Origin of the sequence: Psychromonas arctica DSM 14288, from assembly GCF_000482725.1 — a bacterium.
Classification (GTDB): Bacteria; Pseudomonadota; Gammaproteobacteria; order Enterobacterales; family Psychromonadaceae; genus Psychromonas; species Psychromonas arctica.
Genome location: NZ_KI519477.1, coordinates 235,569 through 254,497, shown reverse-complemented (window position 1 = coordinate 254,497; position 18,929 = coordinate 235,569). Strand labels below are relative to the sequence as shown.

Genomic DNA, 18,929 nt, shown 5'->3' with positions numbered 1-18,929 from the left:
TTTTAATAGGATTGCACTAATTTATATCTCACTAAGAAGGAGTTAGTTTATGAACGTACAAATATTAATTACGATCACCGGCATTTACCAACCTGATTTAGTTAAATGTCTTGCAGAAAAAACACATGCATTAAACGGTAAATGGCTAACCAGCAAAATTAACCATATAGAAGGCTATATGGCAGGGTTAATTAAGATTGAATTAGAGCCGGAAAAAGTTGAAACGCTTTTAAATGGTTTTAAAACTTTACCTCTTCATATTGATTGGGTTGAACTGAAGCGCTTACCAAAAGAGAAACCTAATCATTTAAACTTATCCATTGATGCTCGAGATCGTGCTGGTTTAGTGAATGATATTTCACAAGTGTTAAGTGAGAATAGCGTTAAGGTTGAAAATATGGAGTGCAACCGAATTGGTGTGCCTGATATTGGTGGAACAGTGTTTACTAGCCATTTCGAAATAGCGGTATCCGATGCTTTTGACCAGAACCTGTTGATTGCATCATTACAAGAGATATCTAATGATCTCATTATCGATATTAAAGGCTTATAAATAGCTTCAAAGCTGCAATTGAAGCTTTTATGCGAGTCTTGGTTGGCTATATAGGTTGGCTATACAAATCTAGGTTGGTTATACAAGTTTAGGTTGGGTTAAATCACTTTAATAAAACCTTACTATCAACTCACTGCAATAGTCTTCAATATAAACAGAACTTTCAGTATAAAAAAGGGCGCTATGATTAGCGCCCTTTTTGTTTAATCTTGTTTAATAAAGCGAGTATGTTAAATAAATGCTAATACTATCAGTTGCCTAAGCTTGCTTATAATAAAGCGGGTAGACCGTATTGTTTTTCGAACATGCCTACTGCTAACATAGCGATGAAGCAAACCACTAATACTGAACCCGGTATAATAACCTTATCTAAAAATGACAGACGTTTAGCGCGTTCCTTATCTCCAATTAAACCATTATTATCTAATAACATGGTTAATGCCCAAGCAAGTACAGGATTAAACACTGCCGCAGTAAAGATACAAATACCAGCTGCTTGTGAATCTTTGGTGTTTTTAATCATTTGCATACCAGCTTCTAGTAAGGGCAAAAATACACCAACTAATAAGGCAATACGCATCACTGGCGGCCATACTGCAATATCCATTGGGAAACCTAGAAAAGCAATTAACATTACCAAGCAGCCTAATATAATAGAACCCGCTGGAATAGGACGTTTAGCAATCGCTGCAGGGATCATATAAGTTCCCCATGAAGAAGTGATGTTACCACCACCCACTGCAGTACCTACCATTTGACGAACTGAGCACATGGTCATTGTATCGTCCACATCCATTAATACTTTTTCAGTATTTTTGGGGTAGTTTAATTCTTGGAAAATACGGTGCCCTAAGAAATCCGGTGACCACATTGCTACGGCTAAAATTGCAAAAGGTAATGAGGCAATGAAATGTTCAAGATTTGGCAAACCTAACATCCAGCCTTCAGTAGTGCTTCCCCACCAGTAAACAGGATTTAAATTAGGTAGTCCCATTTCAGTTTCGAATGTTAGGTTAAAACCTGCGCCAAGTGCTAGCGCGATTAATAACCCTGTAATCGCACAAGCCGGGATAGCCAACCAACGTTTGTTAATTTTTGCAAGGAAAGCATAAAGAATGATATTTGTTGCTAATACAACTAAGCCAACATATCCCATACTGCCTGCTGCGACATCTGCTGATTGCAGTCCTTTAGCCCAGTCTTGAATTTGGCCTATTTGACTGAATGCACCAGTAAAACCAAGGAATACTAGCAATCCGCCTGCTACGCCTTCTCCGGTTAAATTAACTAGCTTAGACCCACCTTTAAAGTAGCTGAGTAATAAACCAAATACACCGAGCAAGATAGCTAGAGCAAGAGGGTGAGCCCCCGCTAATGCAATCGCACCGATTAACGGGATCATTGGGCCATGGTTACCTGCTAGGTTGGCTTTAGGGTTAACAAAACCCGAAGCAACAATACAGAATAGGAAGGCCGGAATAAGCATTTCAACTCGGGCCACTTCGATAGCAAAATCTTTACCTAAAGTAATGTGCGCCCATTGTTCTGTTAAACCATCTGCCCAAGACATCATTACTGCAGAGTACATTGCGATAATGCCGATGGTACCTGCTACAGCGGGGACTAAATCCTCCCATTCGAAGCGGAAATCTCGACCTGGTAGGTTTAACCCGTAACGACGAGGTTTCATTATCTGTAATTCGTGATCTAAATAATCAGACCGTGTTGCAAACTCGCTAGCGGGTTTATGCAACTCACTATAGCTTTTAGTTTGTTTATCAGTTGGCATTGAGGAGGTACTCCTTTACTCTGGTTAAATTTAAAATTAGTTAATTTTGTGCTAACTAGGCGCTGATATTATTTTGCCAACGACTATAGAATGAGTTAATTATGCATCGATAATTTAATATAGCGTAGCTTAACCAAAGTGAGTAAAAAATCGCTTGATCTGGATCAGAAGAGTTATCATGCTGAAATTAAATTACAAAAAAATGAGGTATTTCCATTAATAACCTGCTAATAACTTACTAATAGCTGTATTTTTGATAATTAATTGCGTATTTAACTTACGTGACAGAGGAAAAGAGTAAGAAATAGAGGTGCAGAAGTCAAAATGCATAGAAGTTATAAAAATGCGGGCTTTAACAACTTCTATGCTTGTTCGGTAACTATATTGCGAGGGTTTGTCTTTAGAAAAAGACTAGAATAGATCTTGCATCTCTTCTAGTATTTGTAGGCACCAATCACTGATACGTTGGTCACTCAGTTCATATTGAGTATCTTCATCAATTGCTAGTCCGACAAAATATTGTCCATCCTCAGTCAATGCTTTAGAAGCCTCAAAGTCGTAACCTTCAACGGGCCAATAACCGATGAATTTAGGATCTTGAGGTAATAATTTATCGTGCAACATACCAACTGCATCAATAAACCATTCGCTATAACCGTTTTGGTCGCCTAAACCAAACAATGCGACTATTTTTCCATTAACATTAAGACCATCAATTTGCTCCCATAATTTGCCCCAATCCTCTTGAAGTTCGCCGTAATCCCAAGTAGAAATACCCAAAATAACAATGTCATAATCATTTATCTTGTTTAAGCCGTCATCTTTTATGTTAAATATGTCTACTAATGATTCACCTAGCTCTGCTTGAATCTTTTCTGCAGCAATTTCTGTATAACAAGTACTAGAACCATAAAATAAACCGATTTTCATAAGTGACCTTTAAATAAAAATATAAGAGGCGCTAATTTACCGTTAAGGCCGTTGGAATGGAAGTATTAAGCATCGAACAATTTTTAGATTCACTTTGGTTAGAGCGTGGCTTATCAAAAAATACCTTAGACTCTTATCGCCATGATTTAAGTTTAGTTGAGGACTATTTACAGCAACAAGAAATCGCCTTAAGCGAAGCCACTGCAGTTGATTTGAGTGATTATTTTGATGCTCGTTTACAAGGGGAAATTGATTATAAAAACACTTCAACCGCTCGATTAATGAGTGCAATTAGACGTTATTATCAATACTTGTGCCGAGAAAAAATACGCGAGGACGACCCAAGTGCAAAATTAGAAAGCCCTAAAATTGTTAAACCTTTGCCTAAATCGCTATCAGAGTCTGAAGTGGATGCGCTACTTTCTGCTCCTGAGTTAGGTGACCCTGTGCAATTTCGCGATAAAGCGATGTTGGAGGTTTTATATGCAACAGGGGTGCGCGTCACCGAATTAGTTGGTTTGACTATGGAAGAAATTAACTTACAACAGGGAGTGATCAGAGTCACCGGTAAAGGCAATAAAACCCGTTTAGTGCCATTAGGGGAAGAGTCTGTGTATTGGTTGGAGCGCTATATTGAAGAGATGCGTCCGGCTTTATTATCTGGCCAAAGTAGTGATGTTTTATTCCCTAGTCGCCGAGGAAATCAAATGGTCAGACAAACATTTTGGCATCGCATTAAACACTATGCTCAACTCGCTCATATTGATAAAGAGGCTTTATCACCACATGTTTTACGCCATGCATTCGCAACACATTTATTGAACTATGGAGCAGACTTGCGGGTCGTACAGATGCTATTAGGGCATAGTGACCTATCAACTACTCAAATTTATACCCATATAGCAAAAGATAGACTAAAAAGTTTACATAGTGAACATCACCCTCGCGCTTAGCCTCATAACTTAATATACATAATAAGAATGGCTGTAATTAACATTCACTTTATGTTTTAAGATAGGCATAATCGAGTACTATAATTTTATTTTCGGGAATTTATAATGTCCATATTAAAGGCTAAAAAAAGTGTGATCACATTCGTAGTGAGTATACTGGTAAGTGCTAGCAGCTTTGCCGCCGTTTCAAATCAAGTTCATGATTTGTTAACTAAAAAGCTAGAATCATTACAAGTAGATGCAGAATCGATTACTGAGTCACCTATTAAGGGGCTGTATGAGGTAGTGAGTGAAGGGGCTATCTATTATTTAAGTGAAGACGGACAGTTTTTGATCAGTGGAAGTATTTACGATACTAATAATGGAATGAAGAATATTACTGCTGCCAAAGTATCTGACATTCGCCGCGAAAATACGGCAGAGCAATTTGCAAAAATTAAAAGCTTCGAAAAAGACATGATTGTTTATAAAGCAGACAATGAAAAATATGTCATTACTGCTTTTACTGATATTACTTGTGCTTATTGTAAAAAACTACATGCAGAAATGGCTGATTATAATAAATTAGGTATTACTATTCGTTACCTTGCTTTCCCCCGTGGTGGTGAAAAATCGAATGCTTATCGTAATATGGTATCGGTCTGGTGTTCGGATGACCCTAAATCAGCGATGGATGATGCAAAGAGAGGTCGTAGAATCAAAACAATGACCTGTGATAATAATGTATTAGAGCAATATAAGTTAGGTATTGCATTGGGCATCACTGGTACGCCTACGATGTTTTTAGAAGATGGTACTGCGATGCCTGGTTATTTACCTGCAGACCGTTTAATTCAAGTATTAGAAGAAAAAATATAGACTAAGTCTTCTGCTATTGTCTGATTCATAATAAACTGCATTGATAATCCTATATCGTGCAGTTTTTTTATGTCTTCAGAAACACCTAAAACACAAGTACAGCAACGTCTTCAACATGATACTAGTTTATTGTCATTATCTTGCTCTCCATTATTGACTAAGCTTTATGCGAATCGAGGCATTACTGCCGACAGTGAATTAGATAACAGTACTAGAACCTTAATTCATGCCAATCAATTAAAAGGTATGGGAGAAGCTTGTGAGTTACTATATCAAGCTTATTTAAAAGGTAAGAAGATCATTATTGTTGGAGATTTTGATGCTGATGGTGCAACGAGCACGGCGCTGAGTGTTTTATCGCTGCGTGCATTAGGGTTTCAACATGTTGATTATTTAATCCCCAACCGTTTTGACTATGGTTATGGATTAAGCCCTGAAATTGTTGATCTAGCCGCGCAACAAGGTGCTAAATTGTTAATGACTGTGGATAATGGCATTTCTAGTATTAGCGGTGTTGCCCATGCCAAAGCGTTAGGCATTGAAGTATTAGTGACTGACCATCACCTCCCTGGAGAGGAAACACCAGTTGCTGATGCTATTGTTAATCCGAATCAAATAGGTTGTCAGTTCCCCAGTAAAAATTTAGCAGGCGTGGGTGTCGCATTTTATGTGATGCTGGCGTTGCGCTCTTTAATGCAAGAAAAAGGCTGTTTTACTGACTTTGCTGCACCTAATTTAGCTAACTTTCTAGATATTGTTGCACTAGGCACCGTTGCTGATGTCGTAAAATTAGATGCAAATAACCGCACTTTAGTGCATCAAGGATTAGCGCGTATTCGTGCTGGATTCTGCCGACCAGGTATTAGTGCGCTTATTCAAGTTGCAAAACGGAATCAACAACAATTAGTTGCCACGGATTTAGGCTTTTCATTAGGACCTAGGCTTAACGCAGCAGGGCGTTTAGATGAGATGAGCCACGGCGTTGAATTACTATTATGCGATAATTATTTACATGCAAATACGCTTGCCTCTGAGTTAGATGCGCTAAATCTGTCTCGCAGAGAAATAGAGCAAAGCATGCAGCAGGAAGCGATGCTGAGCTTACAAAAGTTATCCATTGATCAAAATAACTTACCTTTAGCATTATGTTTGTTTGAGGCCGACTGGCATCAAGGTGTTATTGGGCTGGTGGCTTCTCGCATCAAAGAAAAATATTACCGACCAACCTTTGCTTTTGCGCGTGCAAATGGGGGGGAAATCAAAGGTTCTGCGCGATCCATTCCGGGTGTACATATTCGCGATATGTTGGATTTAGTCGATAAAACGCTTCCTGGCGTTATTTTAAAGTTTGGTGGTCATGCGATGGCTGCCGGTTTGAGTTTGTTAGAAAAAGATTTTGATCTGTTTAATGATACGCTAAATGCCATTTTAAAAGCGCAAGTGGATGAGGACTTATTAAATAACGTCATTTTATCCGACGGACAATTATCCCCTGAGCAGTTTGACTTGAGTATTGCCCAAGAACTACGTGATGCTGGACCGTGGGGACAAGGATTCCCTGCGCCTATTTTTGATGGTGTATTTGCATTAAAACAACAGCGAATTGTAGGGCAAAAACACTTAAAAATGGTATTGCAACAAGGTGATAAATTAATTGATGCCATTGCTTTTAATATTGACCCAGAAGCTTGGCCTGATTTATCAGTGAAAGAAGTCTTTTGTGTTTATAGCCTAGATGTTAATGAATTTAGAGGGCAGAGAACTGTGCAGTTATTAGTACAATTATTACAGTCAAGATAATGCCATTACTCATTTAACCAGTTCTAGTAAGGTTTAAAAGATAAGAATCAAAAAGTAAGTCATTACCTTTTGATTCTTATCTTAAATGTTTTAAAAATTTCGCAGGAATGAAGGTGTTAACTTACTATTATACTGTGCCTTCAAAATCTAAATTGTGCCAAGAAAACCTATACAGAGCCTAGAAAGTCTTAAACTGCCCCCGGAAAATCCAGTTGGCGCCACGCTTCATAAACAAATACAGATACAGCATTGGATAGATTCATCGAGCGACTATCAGCCTTCATTGGAATACGTAATTTTTGCTGTAGGGGTAAAGCATCTAATATCGACGATGGTAATCCTCGTGTTTCTGGGCCAAATAACAAAACGTCACCATCTTGAAAGTTTGCATTATGATGGTAGGTGGTTGTTTTAGTGGTGCAGGCTAATAAACGTTTACCTTCAACTACCTTTAAAAAACTATCAAAGTCTTTATGCAAATGTACATTGGTCATTTCATGATAATCTAACCCTGCACGTCTTACTTTTTTTTCATCTAAGTCAAAACCGAGCGGTTCAATTAAGTGCAATACACATCCTGTATTGGCACATAGGCGAATAATATTGCCAGTGTTAGGTGGGATCTCTGGTTCGTACAATGCAACTTCAATCATTTTTTTACTCTACTGTTATTGATATTAATGCTGATAAATAATTGATCAATTTATTTGAAAATAGTTAAGGATGGTGAGAAAACTACATAAAATGCCACAAAAAAGAGGGGATTTATGTTTAAAGGTTTTCTGTTCGTCGCTAACTATTTTACAGTCTATAAGTGATCACTTTTTAACCTAACGAAATTTTATGAGCAGTGATAAATACGATAAGAACACTATTTATCTAAACTTCAATTCAAATAAAAAGTGTACCACTTTACTGAGAATAATTAGACAAGATTAATGAAAGATTTCTGTTGTTCCATAACTGCTATATCGCAACAGGGCGATTTTGCCGCCACAGGCATTCGCCTTGTTAGAATATGATCTAACAGCGGCTTTGTTCCAGAGTATTGCAGGCGCTGATTATGTTAATGCTCGTTTATTGAAGAGAGTCGTTATCTAACCACATATAACCTCGACCACGAAAGTTTTTTACCCTAATTTGACCATCTAAACGAGTAGGTAATTTACGACGTAGGTTACTTAAATGCATATCAATACTGCGGTCAAATTTTTGTAGTTTTTTACCTAAAACCTGTTCACTCAATGCAGATTTTTCCAATAACTGACCGGGATTGGTTAAGAATTTTTCTAATAACAGCAATTCAGTATTAGTGAGTTCGATGGTACGTTCTTGGCATAAGGCTTGTTGTTGACTAGGAAATAACTCAATATCTAAATGTGATATTTTATTCTCTGCATTGCCTTTTTTGTATTGAACTCTACGTAACATCACTTTAATTCGACCGGATAAATCACGCTCACTAAAAGGTTTGGTTAAATAATCATCTGCGCCCATTCCTAAGCTGATCACTTGTTTGGTTTGATCGTTTTCTGCTGTCAGCATTAATACTGGGATGTCCGTTTTTTGTCTTATTAATTTTAACACCTCAAAGCCAGACATACGTGGCATCACCTCATCTAAAATGATTAAGTCGTAATCTTTTATTAAGAATTTGTTTAAGCCTTCCTCGCCATCGTAGGCTGTTTCAACAATGAAACCTTCGGAAGTTAAATTTTTATCGAGTAATGAAACTAACTCTTTATCATCATCGATTAATAATAAATTTTTCATTGTATATATAGCCTATGTAAAGCGTGTGAATACCAATTTCAAGTAGCGATTCTGCTTGAAGTGGAATTATTGTTGTTTCAGGGAAAAGTAAGCTATGTTTAGCGTTTTTTATTAAGATTGCTGTAAAAATGAATCTTAAACTTGTCACTGCATATTTAGGTAAATCAATAGATTGACTACAATATACCCTATAAAGAGGTATATTGTAGGTCTCTATTTTATATCTTGCACGTAAATGATTGAATAAATAATTATCTATTGAAGTAGGTCAACATAGTTGCACTCATAAATAGGGGGGGATTTAATAAACTACAATATATTCTCGTTGTTAATGTGCCTGCTCAATCATGATTTTTACCGATGCTATTAAGTGCAATATCTAAAGTTAAAAGCATAAGACCTAAAGTTAATTGTTTAAATTGAGTTATGTGTGCTGCCTTTTCATTGTGTTGTCACTGCGTTTTGTTTATTAAATCTTAACGGGTATAATAGCCAACCAACACTTTTTAGAGCTGTAATATTGTGAAACAAACACAACAACCTGAAGAATATGCATACTTAGTAAAACGAGCGGGTCAAGCAGCTATTATTGCCGCCTCTTTATTGATTATTGTGAAGCTTATTGCTTGGATGGTGACGGGGTCATCAAGTATTCTTGCTGCGTTGACCGATTCATTAATGGATGTAACCACTTCTATTATCAACCTTTTTGCAATTAAGGTTGCCCTGCAGCCTGCCGATAAAGAGCACCGTTTTGGTCATGGCAAAGCAGAAAGCTTAGCCGGGTTAGTGCAAGCCGCCTTTATTTCTGGGTCTTCAGTTTTCCTGATGATTAATGGTATTTCAGCGGTGATTAACAATCATCAAATTGTCGCGACTAATTTAGGGATTTCAGTGATGATCTTATCGTTAGTTGTGACCCTTGCCTTGGTTTTATATCAAGGTTATGTGGTGAAAAAAACTAACAGTATGGCGATAAAAGCAGACTCTTTGCATTATCGAACTGATATTGTGCTGAATGGTGCGGTGTTATTGGCGATTGTTTTAGCTGGGTATGGTTGGGGTTGGGCTGATGGTGTTTTTGCCATTGCAGTCAGTCTTTATATTTTACACGGCGCATGGGAAATTGGTACGCAATCAATTGATGCTTTGATGGATAAACAATTGCCTCAAGAAGATAATGAGCTAATCCTTAAATTGGCTTATAAAGTAGAAGGAGTGCGTGGTGTACATGATTTAAGAACACGTTCTTCCGGTTACGTTAAATTTATACAATTACATCTAGAGTTAGATGATGGACAAAGCTTATATGATGCACATAACAAAGCAGACAAACTTGAGTTTGGCTTACAAGCAGCTTTCCCTGGTGCAGATATATTGATCCATCTTGATCCTATTTCCGTGGTGCCGATAGAGAAACGTAACGAAGCAGTAAACATCGACGCACCGGTATAATGAAGATATAAGCTAGTACCAATATATAGTTGATATAGCTGTGGTATGGCATAGAGATGATATCGATATGGCGCTGCATGGATATACATTGATTTGATAGTTTAAGGGTAAAATAATGGAAGAGAAAATTAGAGATCTATGGGAAAAAATCAGGGAAGAAGCATGGGCTAGTTCATCAAGTGAGCCTATTTTGGCTAGCTTTTTCCATTCTACCATTTTAAACCATAAAAATTTATCGTCAGCATTAAGTTACCAATTAGCTAATCGCTTAGATAGCCGAACTATGCCGGGTATATTAGTACGAGAGGTGATTGATGAAGCATTTGAGCATGATCCAACTATTTTAGAAAGTGCGATGGCCGATATTATTGCTGTACAAGATCGTGACCCTGCCGTGGAAGACTATTCTATTCCGTTGTTATATTTAAAAGGTTTTCATGCGATTCAAATCCATCGTGTTGCGCATTGGTTATGGCAACAAAACCGCATTGCATTAGCATTGTACTTACAAAATCGTAGTTCAGTTATCTTTGGTGTCGATGTGCATCCTGCCGCCACTATTGGCAAAGGTATTATGTTTGACCATGCTACTGGTGTAGTAGTGGGTGAAACAGCGGTTATTGAAGATAACGTTTCAATCTTACAAGGGGTTACCTTAGGGGGGACCGGTAAGGAGAGCGGTGATCGTCATCCTAAAATTCGCCAAGGTGTTATGATTGGTGCGGGCGCAAAAGTATTAGGTAATATTGAAATCGGTATCGGTGCAAAAGTAGGGGCGGGTAGTGTTGTTTTAGAAGCGGTGCCGGCTCATACCACAGTAGCAGGCGTACCGGCTAAAATCGTTGGCAGGCCATCTTGTGATATGCCGTCGTTATCCATGGAACAGTGTTTGTGAATAGCTAGCTTCATAAACCATATCCGTTATAAATAACGGACTTTATAATGCTAGCTTTTATAAAACACTCATTATTTTGAGCCAATATACGCAAAGCGTGGTTGGCTTTTTCCCTCTATCTCGACATTTTCTACAAACATTGCTAAGGGTCTTACCCATAAATCGCCTTGCCCGTATAAAGGGCGGTAAATAACCATCTCTTCTTCAGTTTCGCTGTGAAAAGCTATTCCTTCAACTTGATAAAAGCTGCCTTTATAATGTTGGTATTTACCCATTTGTAATTGTTTTGACATTTTGTTACCCAAAAAATTAAAAAAATTGCAGATTAGAGTAACATACTTCAACTTTAAAGAGGAATTGGTGGTTTTTTCCATAAAAATCAAAACAAAGGTTGAATAAGCGTCTTGGAATGCTTATTCTCGTTGCATTCCAGTTAACAACTACTTTGTATTAAGGGACTCCAAATGACATTTGAGCTATTAGAAAAATTAGAAAACAAAATCAACCAAGCTGTAGAGACAATTGCACTACTGCAAATGGAAATTGAAGAACTTAAAGAAGATAAAGTTAATCTAGCAAACCAAACAGAACAACTACAATCTGACAACGAACGTTTAAATGCTGAGCATCAACAATGGCAGGATCGCTTAAGTGCTTTAGTGGGTAAGATTGAACAAGCTGAAGAGAATGTTGACTAATCGACATTAGATTTTTATCAAATTCTATTTCAAAATGAAAAATGGTTTGATTAAATAAGTGACGACAAGTTAAACGTAAAAAAGAAGCATTAAAAAGCCCAAATAAAAATTGGGCTTTTTTGTGTCTATTATATTTGTTAATGATTAAAAATAGCTAATTAATATAAATGCTAATTACTGCAAATTGGCATACGAGACACTAATTCCATTAACTGAGAGCATTAACTAAGCGCATTAGAACACATCTTCTTCATCGGCATCTTCAGTGTCTAATACTAAGGGCTCTGGAGAAATAACGATACCCGTGCTATCGGCATATAAAAAGTCTTCAGGTAAAAAAGTCACTCCTGCAAAGTTTACCGGCGAGTTAATTTCACCCACTTCATTATCATCAGCACCTACTGGCATCGCGGTAATCGCCTGAATGCCAATATCTAATTCTTCTAGCGCGTCGACTTCACGTACACAACCGTTAACTACAATACCTTCCCAACCATTTTCAACCGCTAAATCGGCAATGTGAGCATTAATTAGGGCTCGACGTAAAGAGCCACCACCATCAATCAGTAATACTTTACCTGCACCATTTTCTTCTAATGCTTTATATATTAAACCAACTGACTCAAAGCATTTAATGGTTACCACTTCTCCCGCAAAGGAGTTACGCCCACCAAAGTTAGTTAATAGTGGTTCTGCGACGTCAATGGTATCCGCGTAGATATCACATAAAACAGAAGTATTGTATTGCATATGCATGCTCACTTTTAATGATGAAGTATAAGTTCAGTATAAACGTAACACACTCTATTTCAATCTTATTCTCTGATATTTGTCGAAAATTAGAGCAATCCTTTAAGTTAGTCTAATTCGTCAAAAGTACTGCGTTCAAAGGACTTCTCACAGTAGTGACACTTGAGCTTCAAGGTGTTTTTTTGTTTGACGTAAAAGCGTGTTTGAACCGGTTCATTGTGGCTAATACAATTGCTATTAGGGCAGGCAAGTACACCAATAAATGAGCTAGGCAATTGCACCTGAAATTTATTAACCACTTTAAAATCTTTGATTTGATTAATGGTTGCATTAGGGGCAAATAAAGCTAATTGATTCGCTTGTTGATCATTAAAAAATGTATTTTCAATTTTAATTAAGTCTTTACCCTGACCATTATGAGTTGCAAGGTTTAAACCAATGGTTATTTTTTCATTGGTCTGTGTAAATTTGAAAAACTTTAATATTTTCACACCCTGTTGTGCTGGAATATGGTCAATCACCGACCCGTGTTCAATTGCTTCTACTTGTAATTTCTTTTGCATCATAAAACCTTAAGCGTTTGCTTGAAAATGATTGCTTAATAATAAAGCAAGTAATGCTTGGCGTGCATACACCCCATTTTGCGCTTGTTGAAAATAATACGCATAAGGTGTGGCATCGACATCTATATTGATTTCATCAACGCGTGGCAATGGGTGTAAGACTTTCAGGTTGTCTCTAACATTACCCAGCATGCTGGCGTTTAATAGAAAAGCTGACTTCATATGCTGATATTCTGTTTCATCAAAGCGCTCTTTTTGCACTCTGGTCATATATAAAATATCAAGGTCATCGACCACTTCCTCAATGCTGCTGTGCAGAGAAAAGTTGATATTACGTTCATTCAGCTCTTCGATAATATAGTCCGGCATTGCTAACGCTTCCGGCGAAATAAAGTAGAAGTTACAATTAAATAGGGACAATGCTTGTGCTAAAGAGTGAACTGTTCGTCCATATTTAAGGTCGCCTACAAAGGCTATGTTTAGGTTATCTAATGTCGCCTGTGTTTCATAAATGGTGAATAAATCTAATAGAGTCTGCGTTGGATGTTGGTTAGAACCATCACCACCATTAATGACCGGGATCTCAGTAAACTCAGAGGCTAGACGTGCTGCGCCTTCCTGTGGGTGACGCATGAAAAAAGCATCCGCATAGGAAGCGATGATCTTTACCGAATCAGCCAGTGTTTCACCTTTTTGTGCTAATGACGTGTTACCTCCACTATCAAATCCAATGACGCTGCCACCTAAACGTTGTACTGCTGTTTCAAAGGATAAACGGGTACGCGTTGAAGCTTCAAAAAAGCAACTTGCGACCACTTTGTTTTTTAACAGTTCAGGTTGTGGAGTTTGTTTTAAGGAGTGAGCAGTTTGAAGGATTAGTTCTAGGTCTGAACGTGATAAATCAGCAATGGAGATAATATTTTTTTGGTATAACGGATTATTCATTTTTTCACACTCATGTTGTCGGCCATGTTATTCGGATAAGTGAAGCAGATAATGGCAAAAATTATATCACTATCAATTGCTTTTGTTGTTATTAATCCTACTAAATTTTGATCGCATGGGGCGCTGATAAAGGTTATCCTCAAAATTGATTTTCTGGTTGAGTGGTTTGAGATGTTAAAAGTTGGTTTATTATTTATAAGTAGTCTTTTTTGTACAAGTGTTATCGCACAAGAGTGGCAGGATTTACAGGCATTATTGCCAAAGGGGACACAGGTTTCATATTTAGTGATTGATGCTAAAACAAAAATTAAAGTAGCTTCTTTTCAAGAAGAGTCCTTAAGAACACCGGCTAGCGTACAAAAACTACTTACTGCTACCACCGCCAAGTTGTATTTGGGTGAAAAATATCGTTACCAAACGGTTATTAAAGGTAATAAAAAAGCCATTAAGAAAGGCCAATATCAAGGTGATATTAGTTTATATTTTAGTGGCGACCCAACTTTAACACGGCAACATATTCGACAATTATTACGTAACCTTAAAGCACAGGGGATTAATCGTATTAAGGGAGACTTTTTACTTAATAATAGCCAATTTAATGGTTATCAATGGAGTGATGGACAAGTATGGAATGACTTAGGTGTATGCTATACAGCGCCGGCTAATGCCATTATTGTGAATAGAAATTGTGTGTTAGGGAACTTAAGTTTAACCAGTGAAGATGCCACCAAAGCAACGTTGTACATTCCGAGCTATGAGCCGGTAGATATTAGTAGTGATGTGTCAGTGGTTTCTAAAGCACAACGTGCAGAGCAATTTTGTGCCTTAGAAGTGACTCGTAATAGCAATAATAATTATCATCTATGGGGGTGTATGGTACCTAGGGAACGCGCTTTCCCTTTAGCATTTGCGGTTACTGATCCTAATACTTATGCACAGCGGATCATTGCAAGTGAATTACAGCAAGTGGGGATTGCTGTATCGGGAACAGTAAAAATTGATTCTCAGCCGATAACTCCTGCGCTGAAACAAGATCCCGCATCAACGTTAGCGGTTTATCAATCACCATTATTAGATGTGTTATTGCAACAAATGATGAAAGAGTCCGATAACTTGATTGCCGATAGCTTATTCAAAACCATCGGTGCTCAATATTTTCAGCAACCTGGTAACTTTCGTAATGGCTCGCAGGCGATGAAAGCGATCCTTAAAGAACATGGTATTGACCTTGAAAATGCTTATATAGCAGATGGTTCAGGTTTATCTCGACACAACTTAATGAGTGCTGAATTGTTTATGTCTGTGATGAAATTTGTTTATACACAGGATAAGCAATTAGGCTTGATAAGTAGTTTTGCCATTGCCGGTATCGACGGCACTTTAAAGTATCACCGTGGGGTGAATACGGCTGCTTTAAAAGGCAAGGTGATTGCTAAAACAGGATCTCTAAAGGGCGTTGCTAATTTAGTAGGGCTCGTGAAAGGGAAAGCGGGAGACAAGTTATTTGTGCTAATGCTTAATGGTTATAATCCAGAAAATAGCGCTGTAGATGCTAATATTCCTCGTCACCCAAAAGCTTCTGTGTATTTATTTGAAAAAGCCTTTTTTGAGCGCATTTTTCATTAATATGTAAATGTACTTTTACAGTGGGTTACTCAATCATCTACACCGAGTAACCTATTCAATCTATTCAACCTATTCAACCTATTAAATCAGGCATGAAGAAAGGAATTTAAGGCTTTCATTCGTGCCATTCCAAGTTACCTAGATATCTCTGTTTAATGGGAACTATTTAATGGGAATTATTTAATGGGAATTATTTAATTGGAATTATTTAATTGGGAACCATTTATTTGGTTTACCTTGGCTAAATAAAACCACCCCAGTGGGCTCTGGTTTCGGTTCTGAATTCGCTATTTTATGTGTTTGTAATGGGTAGCTTAAACCATCAAAGTCTAACTGTAACCATTGTTGATTGTTTTTCGAGGCTAAACTTTGCCATGAAAAATGTTGGCTTTTAGCAACGGTGATCGGCGCATAAACTCTTGATATTCTACTTGAAAAAACAAGGCTATCATTCTTTCCTTCAAACACTATCATTTCACAACCAGTACTAGAGCACCAATCTAAAAAGGCGATCGCTTCATCTTGTCCATCTCCATTTAAATCGAATCTAACTGAACTAAATTTAGTTTGTTTAGGGTCGGTTCTATGAATTTTAAAATATTGACGTAATGCTGCCTGCACTTCTGTATCTATTTGTATTTTAGGTTCAATATTTTGAGTGTTAAATTGACGCGTAATTTGTACTGCCTCCTCCTCTGATAAACCTGCTTGCAAGTTCATTTTTTTAAAGGTTAAAGGAGTCGCAAATGAAGTTAGTATATTACTGATGTTAATCGTATTGCTTGAAATGCTTAAACCGCTTTGTTTGAAGATAATTTCTTCTTGTATCGATTGATCATTTTGCTGTGTGAGCATTACTACAACGCTATCTGGCGTATTACTTTTCCAATAACCTGTTTTTATAATTTGGTAAGGTTCATTACCTTGTACGTATTCAACGCTATGATTTTCATTTAACGTCAAATTAACTTCTGGGGATTGATTCGTTGCCGCTTTTAAATAATAACCTGCAAAGGAGGCTGAAGTTTCTAGCCAACCCGGTTGTCCACAGCCACTAAAATGTCCATATACGGTCTCTGCTTCAGTGATATATCCCCAATATTCTTTATCGTCAGACATGTAGCAATGCCCAGGCTGAATATGCAAAGCCAGCTGTTGGCCTTCATCATTGCTGCTTTTTAAATGGTTAATTTGTGTCGCTTCAAAGTTAGCGTTGCCTAAGAGATAAGATTGATTACTGGCTTTTGTGGCAAAAAATAGTTGGTTGTCATGCATATTAATACGCCAGTAAGGATCTTCTCCTTTTGCTTTAAAACGGAAGGTATTCAGTGGTTTAGCGCACTGTAATGATGACTGCGCTAAAGCCATATGGTGTATTCTATCCACACGCAATTGAACGAGATCCTTAGTACGCTTATTCGTCGTAAAATTGATTTCACCTGCAAATTCAATATAAACGGGCTGTTGTGTATTGTTACTTATTTTTTTATAGATAGTCGCCAATTCGGTATCTGTGACAATAGTATATTGCTGATCATCTGCGCAGGCCTGAAAATAAAATTGATCATTCTGTGTAGTGAGTTTTCCTCGAAAGCTATTTTCTAATATGCTTGAAAATGCTTTATGTACGACTTCTTGCGTGGGTTGTGGTGTGGTTGTTTGTGTTGTATTTTGAGTTTGCGGCTGAGTATTAGTGCATGCAGATAAAATGAGCGCAAAAGAAGCAGTAAACAATAAAGACAGGAAAAAACGCATAATTGACCTCTGACAGCACCTGCTGATAAAAATAAACAATGCATACTATAACAGGATGTTATCTGCACTCTGTAATTAACTTCGCATTTTATAGAGAAGTTAATTGTCGAGTGCTAGAAAGTTATCTTAACTGGTCAGTTAAGTAGCAGTTAATATAGGTGGGTCATTTCTAACTTGCTACTTTGAGGGAGTAGTGTCGTCTTCTTTTTTACCCTTTCCGGCCCAGCTTGGCTTGCCTTTACCTTTAATCGTGCGATGACGTTGTTTACCTACCTCTAGTTTTTTCTTTTGACGTTTTTCTTTCTGTAGGCGTTTTACTTCTTCTTCGCGTGCTTTGCCTTTTTTAGTAATTGGCTTTTTAGTTTTACGCACACTGGCTTTCGCTTCTTTATTCTGTGGGCGTAAACCTTTAATCACACGACGCTTTAATACTTGGTCCGTGTAACGTTCAACTTTTGCAAGAATATCAATATCATGTGCTTCGATAATTGACACCGCAGTACCTTTTTTACCACCTCGTGCTGTACGCCCAATACGATGTACGTAAACATCGGCACTACGTGGCATATCGTAGTTAATTACATGCGTAATATCAGGCACATCAATACCACGAGCTGCAACGTCTGTTGCAATCAGGATATTCGTCGTACCTTCTTTAAATTGACGTAATGACAGGTTACGTTTTTCTTGATCCATTTCACCACGTAAATAGTTACAGCGAATATTTAATTCAGCAAGTTGAGCTACTAACTGAGCAAGACGATCACGTGTTTTTACAAATACAATCATCTTGTTAATTTGTTCGTGTTCTGGTTCTTGTTGTAACAGTGCCGCTAATAATTGTAATTTGTGCTCCGGGTTATCAGCAAGGTGGATATATTGTAAAATCTTACCACTTTCTCTACGTGTTACTTCCGCATTTAATTGCACTGGATTATTTAATACATCACGGGCGAATTCACGTAACCCTTTACCTTCAAGTGTTGCTGAAAATAAAGCGGTCATTTTACGCCAGCGTGCTTCACCAGCAATGCGGTCCATTTCTGCAATGAATCCCATGTCTAACATTCTGTCCGCTTCATCAAGGATCAGGCATTCAACTTCACGACAATCAAATGCTTCTGCATCGATGTATTCCATTAAACGTCCCGGTGTGGCAATCACTATATCCACTGAACCCATAATGATATCTTCTTGATCTTGGTATGAAATACCACCGATAATATTACCTGCAACCAGCTGTGTACCAGCGATTAATTGTTCTGCAACTTCACTGATCTGTACTGCTAGCTCACGCGTTGGCGTTAAAACAAGAATACGTGCAGAGCCACCTTTACGACGTGGGTAGTCGATTAAGCGTTGTATCGCAGGTAATAAAAAGGCTAAGGTTTTACCCGTACCTGTAGGTGCACTCGCCATGATATCTCGTTCATCCATGGCTGGTGGAATAACCAACTTCTGGATACTAGTAGGGCGTGTGTGGCCCATCTTAGCAACGGCGTTTAATAAATGCTGATCAAGCTCGAGTGATGCAAATGACATGAATACTTCCAATACAATAAAACAAAAAGCGCATTATAAAGCAA

General features: G+C 37.7%; 18 protein-coding genes. 8 read left to right on the top strand and 10 right to left on the bottom strand.

Annotation, left to right across the window (positions count from 1 at the left end; genetic code table 11):
• The first annotated feature begins 49 nt into the window (after positions 1 to 49).
• Positions 50 to 553, top strand: coding sequence for a glycine cleavage system transcriptional repressor (locus tag H592_RS0112705; RefSeq protein WP_028869099.1), 504 nt, complete (start codon positions 50 to 52; stop codon positions 551 to 553).
• A gap of 268 nt (positions 554 to 821) precedes the next feature.
• On the opposite strand, the gene H592_RS0112700 is transcribed toward H592_RS0112705, so the two are convergent.
• Complete coding sequence (locus H592_RS0112700; protein ID WP_028869098.1) at positions 822 to 2,342, bottom strand: DUF3360 family protein; 1,521 nt, start codon at positions 2,340 to 2,342, stop codon at positions 822 to 824.
• 411 nt (positions 2,343 to 2,753) lie between these two features.
• Positions 2,754 to 3,272 carry a flavodoxin FldB gene (fldB, locus tag H592_RS0112695; RefSeq protein ID WP_028869097.1) on the bottom strand — a complete coding sequence of 173 codons (519 nt, stop codon included), beginning with the start codon at positions 3,270 to 3,272 and terminating at the stop codon, positions 2,754 to 2,756.
• A gap of 56 nt (positions 3,273 to 3,328) precedes the next feature.
• On the opposite strand from fldB, the gene xerD reads away from it, so the two are divergent.
• From xerD to recJ, 3 genes are all read left to right on the top strand, one after another.
• Positions 3,329 to 4,225, top strand: coding sequence for a site-specific tyrosine recombinase XerD (gene xerD / locus H592_RS0112690; protein WP_028869096.1), 897 nt, complete (start codon positions 3,329 to 3,331; stop codon positions 4,223 to 4,225).
• A gap of 105 nt (positions 4,226 to 4,330) precedes the next feature.
• Positions 4,331 to 5,083 carry a bifunctional protein-disulfide isomerase/oxidoreductase DsbC gene (gene dsbC, locus H592_RS0112685; RefSeq protein WP_028869095.1) on the top strand — a complete coding sequence of 251 codons (753 nt, stop codon included), beginning with the start codon at positions 4,331 to 4,333 and terminating at the stop codon, positions 5,081 to 5,083.
• A 69-nt stretch (positions 5,084 to 5,152) separates the two neighbouring features.
• Positions 5,153 to 6,883, top strand: a complete 1,731-nt coding sequence (gene recJ, locus H592_RS0112680; RefSeq protein WP_028869094.1) for a single-stranded-DNA-specific exonuclease RecJ — start codon at positions 5,153 to 5,155, stop codon at positions 6,881 to 6,883.
• Between the two features lie 188 nt (positions 6,884 to 7,071).
• Here the strand turns inward: recJ and trmL are convergent, their stop codons facing one another.
• Together trmL and H592_RS0112670 are read right to left on the bottom strand one after the other, a co-directional pair.
• Complete coding sequence (trmL, locus tag H592_RS0112675) at positions 7,072 to 7,536, bottom strand: tRNA (uridine(34)/cytosine(34)/5-carboxymethylaminomethyluridine(34)-2'-O)-methyltransferase TrmL (protein WP_028869093.1); 465 nt, start codon at positions 7,534 to 7,536, stop codon at positions 7,072 to 7,074.
• 424 nt (positions 7,537 to 7,960) lie between these two features.
• Positions 7,961 to 8,656 carry a response regulator gene (locus tag H592_RS0112670; protein WP_028869092.1) on the bottom strand — a complete coding sequence of 232 codons (696 nt, stop codon included), beginning with the start codon at positions 8,654 to 8,656 and terminating at the stop codon, positions 7,961 to 7,963.
• A gap of 522 nt (positions 8,657 to 9,178) precedes the next feature.
• Here H592_RS0112670 and H592_RS0112665 point away from each other — a divergent pair.
• On the top strand, positions 9,179 to 10,111 hold the full coding sequence (locus H592_RS0112665) for a cation diffusion facilitator family transporter (RefSeq protein WP_028869091.1): 933 nt from the start codon (positions 9,179 to 9,181) through the stop codon (positions 10,109 to 10,111).
• A gap of 115 nt (positions 10,112 to 10,226) precedes the next feature.
• Positions 10,227 to 11,006, top strand: coding sequence for a serine O-acetyltransferase (gene cysE / locus H592_RS0112660; protein ID WP_028869090.1), 780 nt, complete (start codon positions 10,227 to 10,229; stop codon positions 11,004 to 11,006).
• 71 nt (positions 11,007 to 11,077) lie between these two features.
• On the opposite strand, the gene H592_RS0112655 is transcribed toward cysE, so the two are convergent.
• Entirely contained in the window at positions 11,078 to 11,299 is a 222-nt protein-coding gene (locus H592_RS0112655; RefSeq protein ID WP_028869089.1) for a DUF1653 domain-containing protein, read from the bottom strand.
• Positions 11,300 to 11,470: 171 nt separating this feature from the next.
• On the opposite strand from H592_RS0112655, the gene H592_RS0112650 reads away from it, so the two are divergent.
• The gene (locus tag H592_RS0112650; RefSeq protein ID WP_028869088.1) at positions 11,471 to 11,704 is read left to right on the top strand and encodes a cell division protein ZapB; all 234 of its coding nucleotides are present in this window, start codon (positions 11,471 to 11,473) and stop codon (positions 11,702 to 11,704) included.
• A gap of 234 nt (positions 11,705 to 11,938) precedes the next feature.
• On the opposite strand, the gene rraA is transcribed toward H592_RS0112650, so the two are convergent.
• The 3 genes from rraA to pyrB form a co-directional block, all read right to left on the bottom strand.
• Positions 11,939 to 12,454, bottom strand: coding sequence for a ribonuclease E activity regulator RraA (gene rraA / locus H592_RS0112645; RefSeq protein WP_028869087.1), 516 nt, complete (start codon positions 12,452 to 12,454; stop codon positions 11,939 to 11,941).
• A 107-nt stretch (positions 12,455 to 12,561) separates the two neighbouring features.
• Positions 12,562 to 13,017, bottom strand: a complete 456-nt coding sequence (gene pyrI, locus H592_RS0112640; RefSeq protein WP_028869086.1) for an aspartate carbamoyltransferase regulatory subunit — start codon at positions 13,015 to 13,017, stop codon at positions 12,562 to 12,564.
• Between the two features lie 9 nt (positions 13,018 to 13,026).
• Complete coding sequence (gene pyrB, locus H592_RS0112635) at positions 13,027 to 13,962, bottom strand: aspartate carbamoyltransferase (protein ID WP_028869085.1); 936 nt, start codon at positions 13,960 to 13,962, stop codon at positions 13,027 to 13,029.
• A 171-nt stretch (positions 13,963 to 14,133) separates the two neighbouring features.
• Between pyrB and dacB the strand changes: the two genes are divergently transcribed.
• On the top strand, positions 14,134 to 15,588 hold the full coding sequence (gene dacB / locus H592_RS0112630) for a D-alanyl-D-alanine carboxypeptidase/D-alanyl-D-alanine endopeptidase (RefSeq protein WP_028869084.1): 1,455 nt from the start codon (positions 14,134 to 14,136) through the stop codon (positions 15,586 to 15,588).
• A gap of 204 nt (positions 15,589 to 15,792) precedes the next feature.
• Here the strand turns inward: dacB and H592_RS0112625 are convergent, their stop codons facing one another.
• A complete protein-coding gene (locus H592_RS0112625) occupies positions 15,793 to 17,343 on the bottom strand; it encodes a hypothetical protein (RefSeq protein ID WP_028869083.1) in 1,551 nt (516 codons plus the stop codon).
• A 177-nt stretch (positions 17,344 to 17,520) separates the two neighbouring features.
• The gene (srmB, locus tag H592_RS0112620) at positions 17,521 to 18,885 is read right to left on the bottom strand and encodes an ATP-dependent RNA helicase SrmB (RefSeq protein WP_037071750.1); all 1,365 of its coding nucleotides are present in this window, start codon (positions 18,883 to 18,885) and stop codon (positions 17,521 to 17,523) included.
• Positions 18,886 to 18,929: the final 44 nt, after the last annotated feature.

What these genes read in the sequence shown, in the direction of transcription:
- H592_RS0112705 (WP_028869099.1), top strand. Translation starts at nt 50, where the DNA reads ATGAACGTACAAATATTAATTACGATCACCGGCATTTACCAACCTGAT.
- H592_RS0112700 (WP_028869098.1), bottom strand. Translation starts at nt 2,342, where the DNA reads ATGCCAACTGATAAACAAACTAAAAGCTATAGTGAGTTGCATAAACCC.
- fldB (WP_028869097.1), bottom strand. Translation starts at nt 3,272, where the DNA reads ATGAAAATCGGTTTATTTTATGGTTCTAGTACTTGTTATACAGAAATT.
- xerD (WP_028869096.1), top strand. Translation starts at nt 3,329, where the DNA reads ATGGAAGTATTAAGCATCGAACAATTTTTAGATTCACTTTGGTTAGAG.
- dsbC (WP_028869095.1), top strand. Translation starts at nt 4,331, where the DNA reads ATGTCCATATTAAAGGCTAAAAAAAGTGTGATCACATTCGTAGTGAGT.
- recJ (WP_028869094.1), top strand. Translation starts at nt 5,153, where the DNA reads ATGTCTTCAGAAACACCTAAAACACAAGTACAGCAACGTCTTCAACAT.
- trmL (WP_028869093.1), bottom strand. Translation starts at nt 7,536, where the DNA reads ATGATTGAAGTTGCATTGTACGAACCAGAGATCCCACCTAACACTGGC.
- H592_RS0112670 (WP_028869092.1), bottom strand. Translation starts at nt 8,656, where the DNA reads ATGAAAAATTTATTATTAATCGATGATGATAAAGAGTTAGTTTCATTA.
- cysE (WP_028869090.1), top strand. Translation starts at nt 10,227, where the DNA reads ATGGAAGAGAAAATTAGAGATCTATGGGAAAAAATCAGGGAAGAAGCA.
- H592_RS0112655 (WP_028869089.1), bottom strand. Translation starts at nt 11,299, where the DNA reads ATGTCAAAACAATTACAAATGGGTAAATACCAACATTATAAAGGCAGC.
- H592_RS0112650 (WP_028869088.1), top strand. Translation starts at nt 11,471, where the DNA reads ATGACATTTGAGCTATTAGAAAAATTAGAAAACAAAATCAACCAAGCT.
- rraA (WP_028869087.1), bottom strand. Translation starts at nt 12,454, where the DNA reads ATGCAATACAATACTTCTGTTTTATGTGATATCTACGCGGATACCATT.
- pyrI (WP_028869086.1), bottom strand. Translation starts at nt 13,017, where the DNA reads ATGCAAAAGAAATTACAAGTAGAAGCAATTGAACACGGGTCGGTGATT.
- pyrB (WP_028869085.1), bottom strand. Translation starts at nt 13,962, where the DNA reads ATGAATAATCCGTTATACCAAAAAAATATTATCTCCATTGCTGATTTA.
- dacB (WP_028869084.1), top strand. Translation starts at nt 14,134, where the DNA reads ATGTTAAAAGTTGGTTTATTATTTATAAGTAGTCTTTTTTGTACAAGT.
- H592_RS0112625 (WP_028869083.1), bottom strand. Translation starts at nt 17,343, where the DNA reads ATGCGTTTTTTCCTGTCTTTATTGTTTACTGCTTCTTTTGCGCTCATT.
- srmB (WP_037071750.1), bottom strand. Translation starts at nt 18,885, where the DNA reads ATGTCATTTGCATCACTCGAGCTTGATCAGCATTTATTAAACGCCGTT.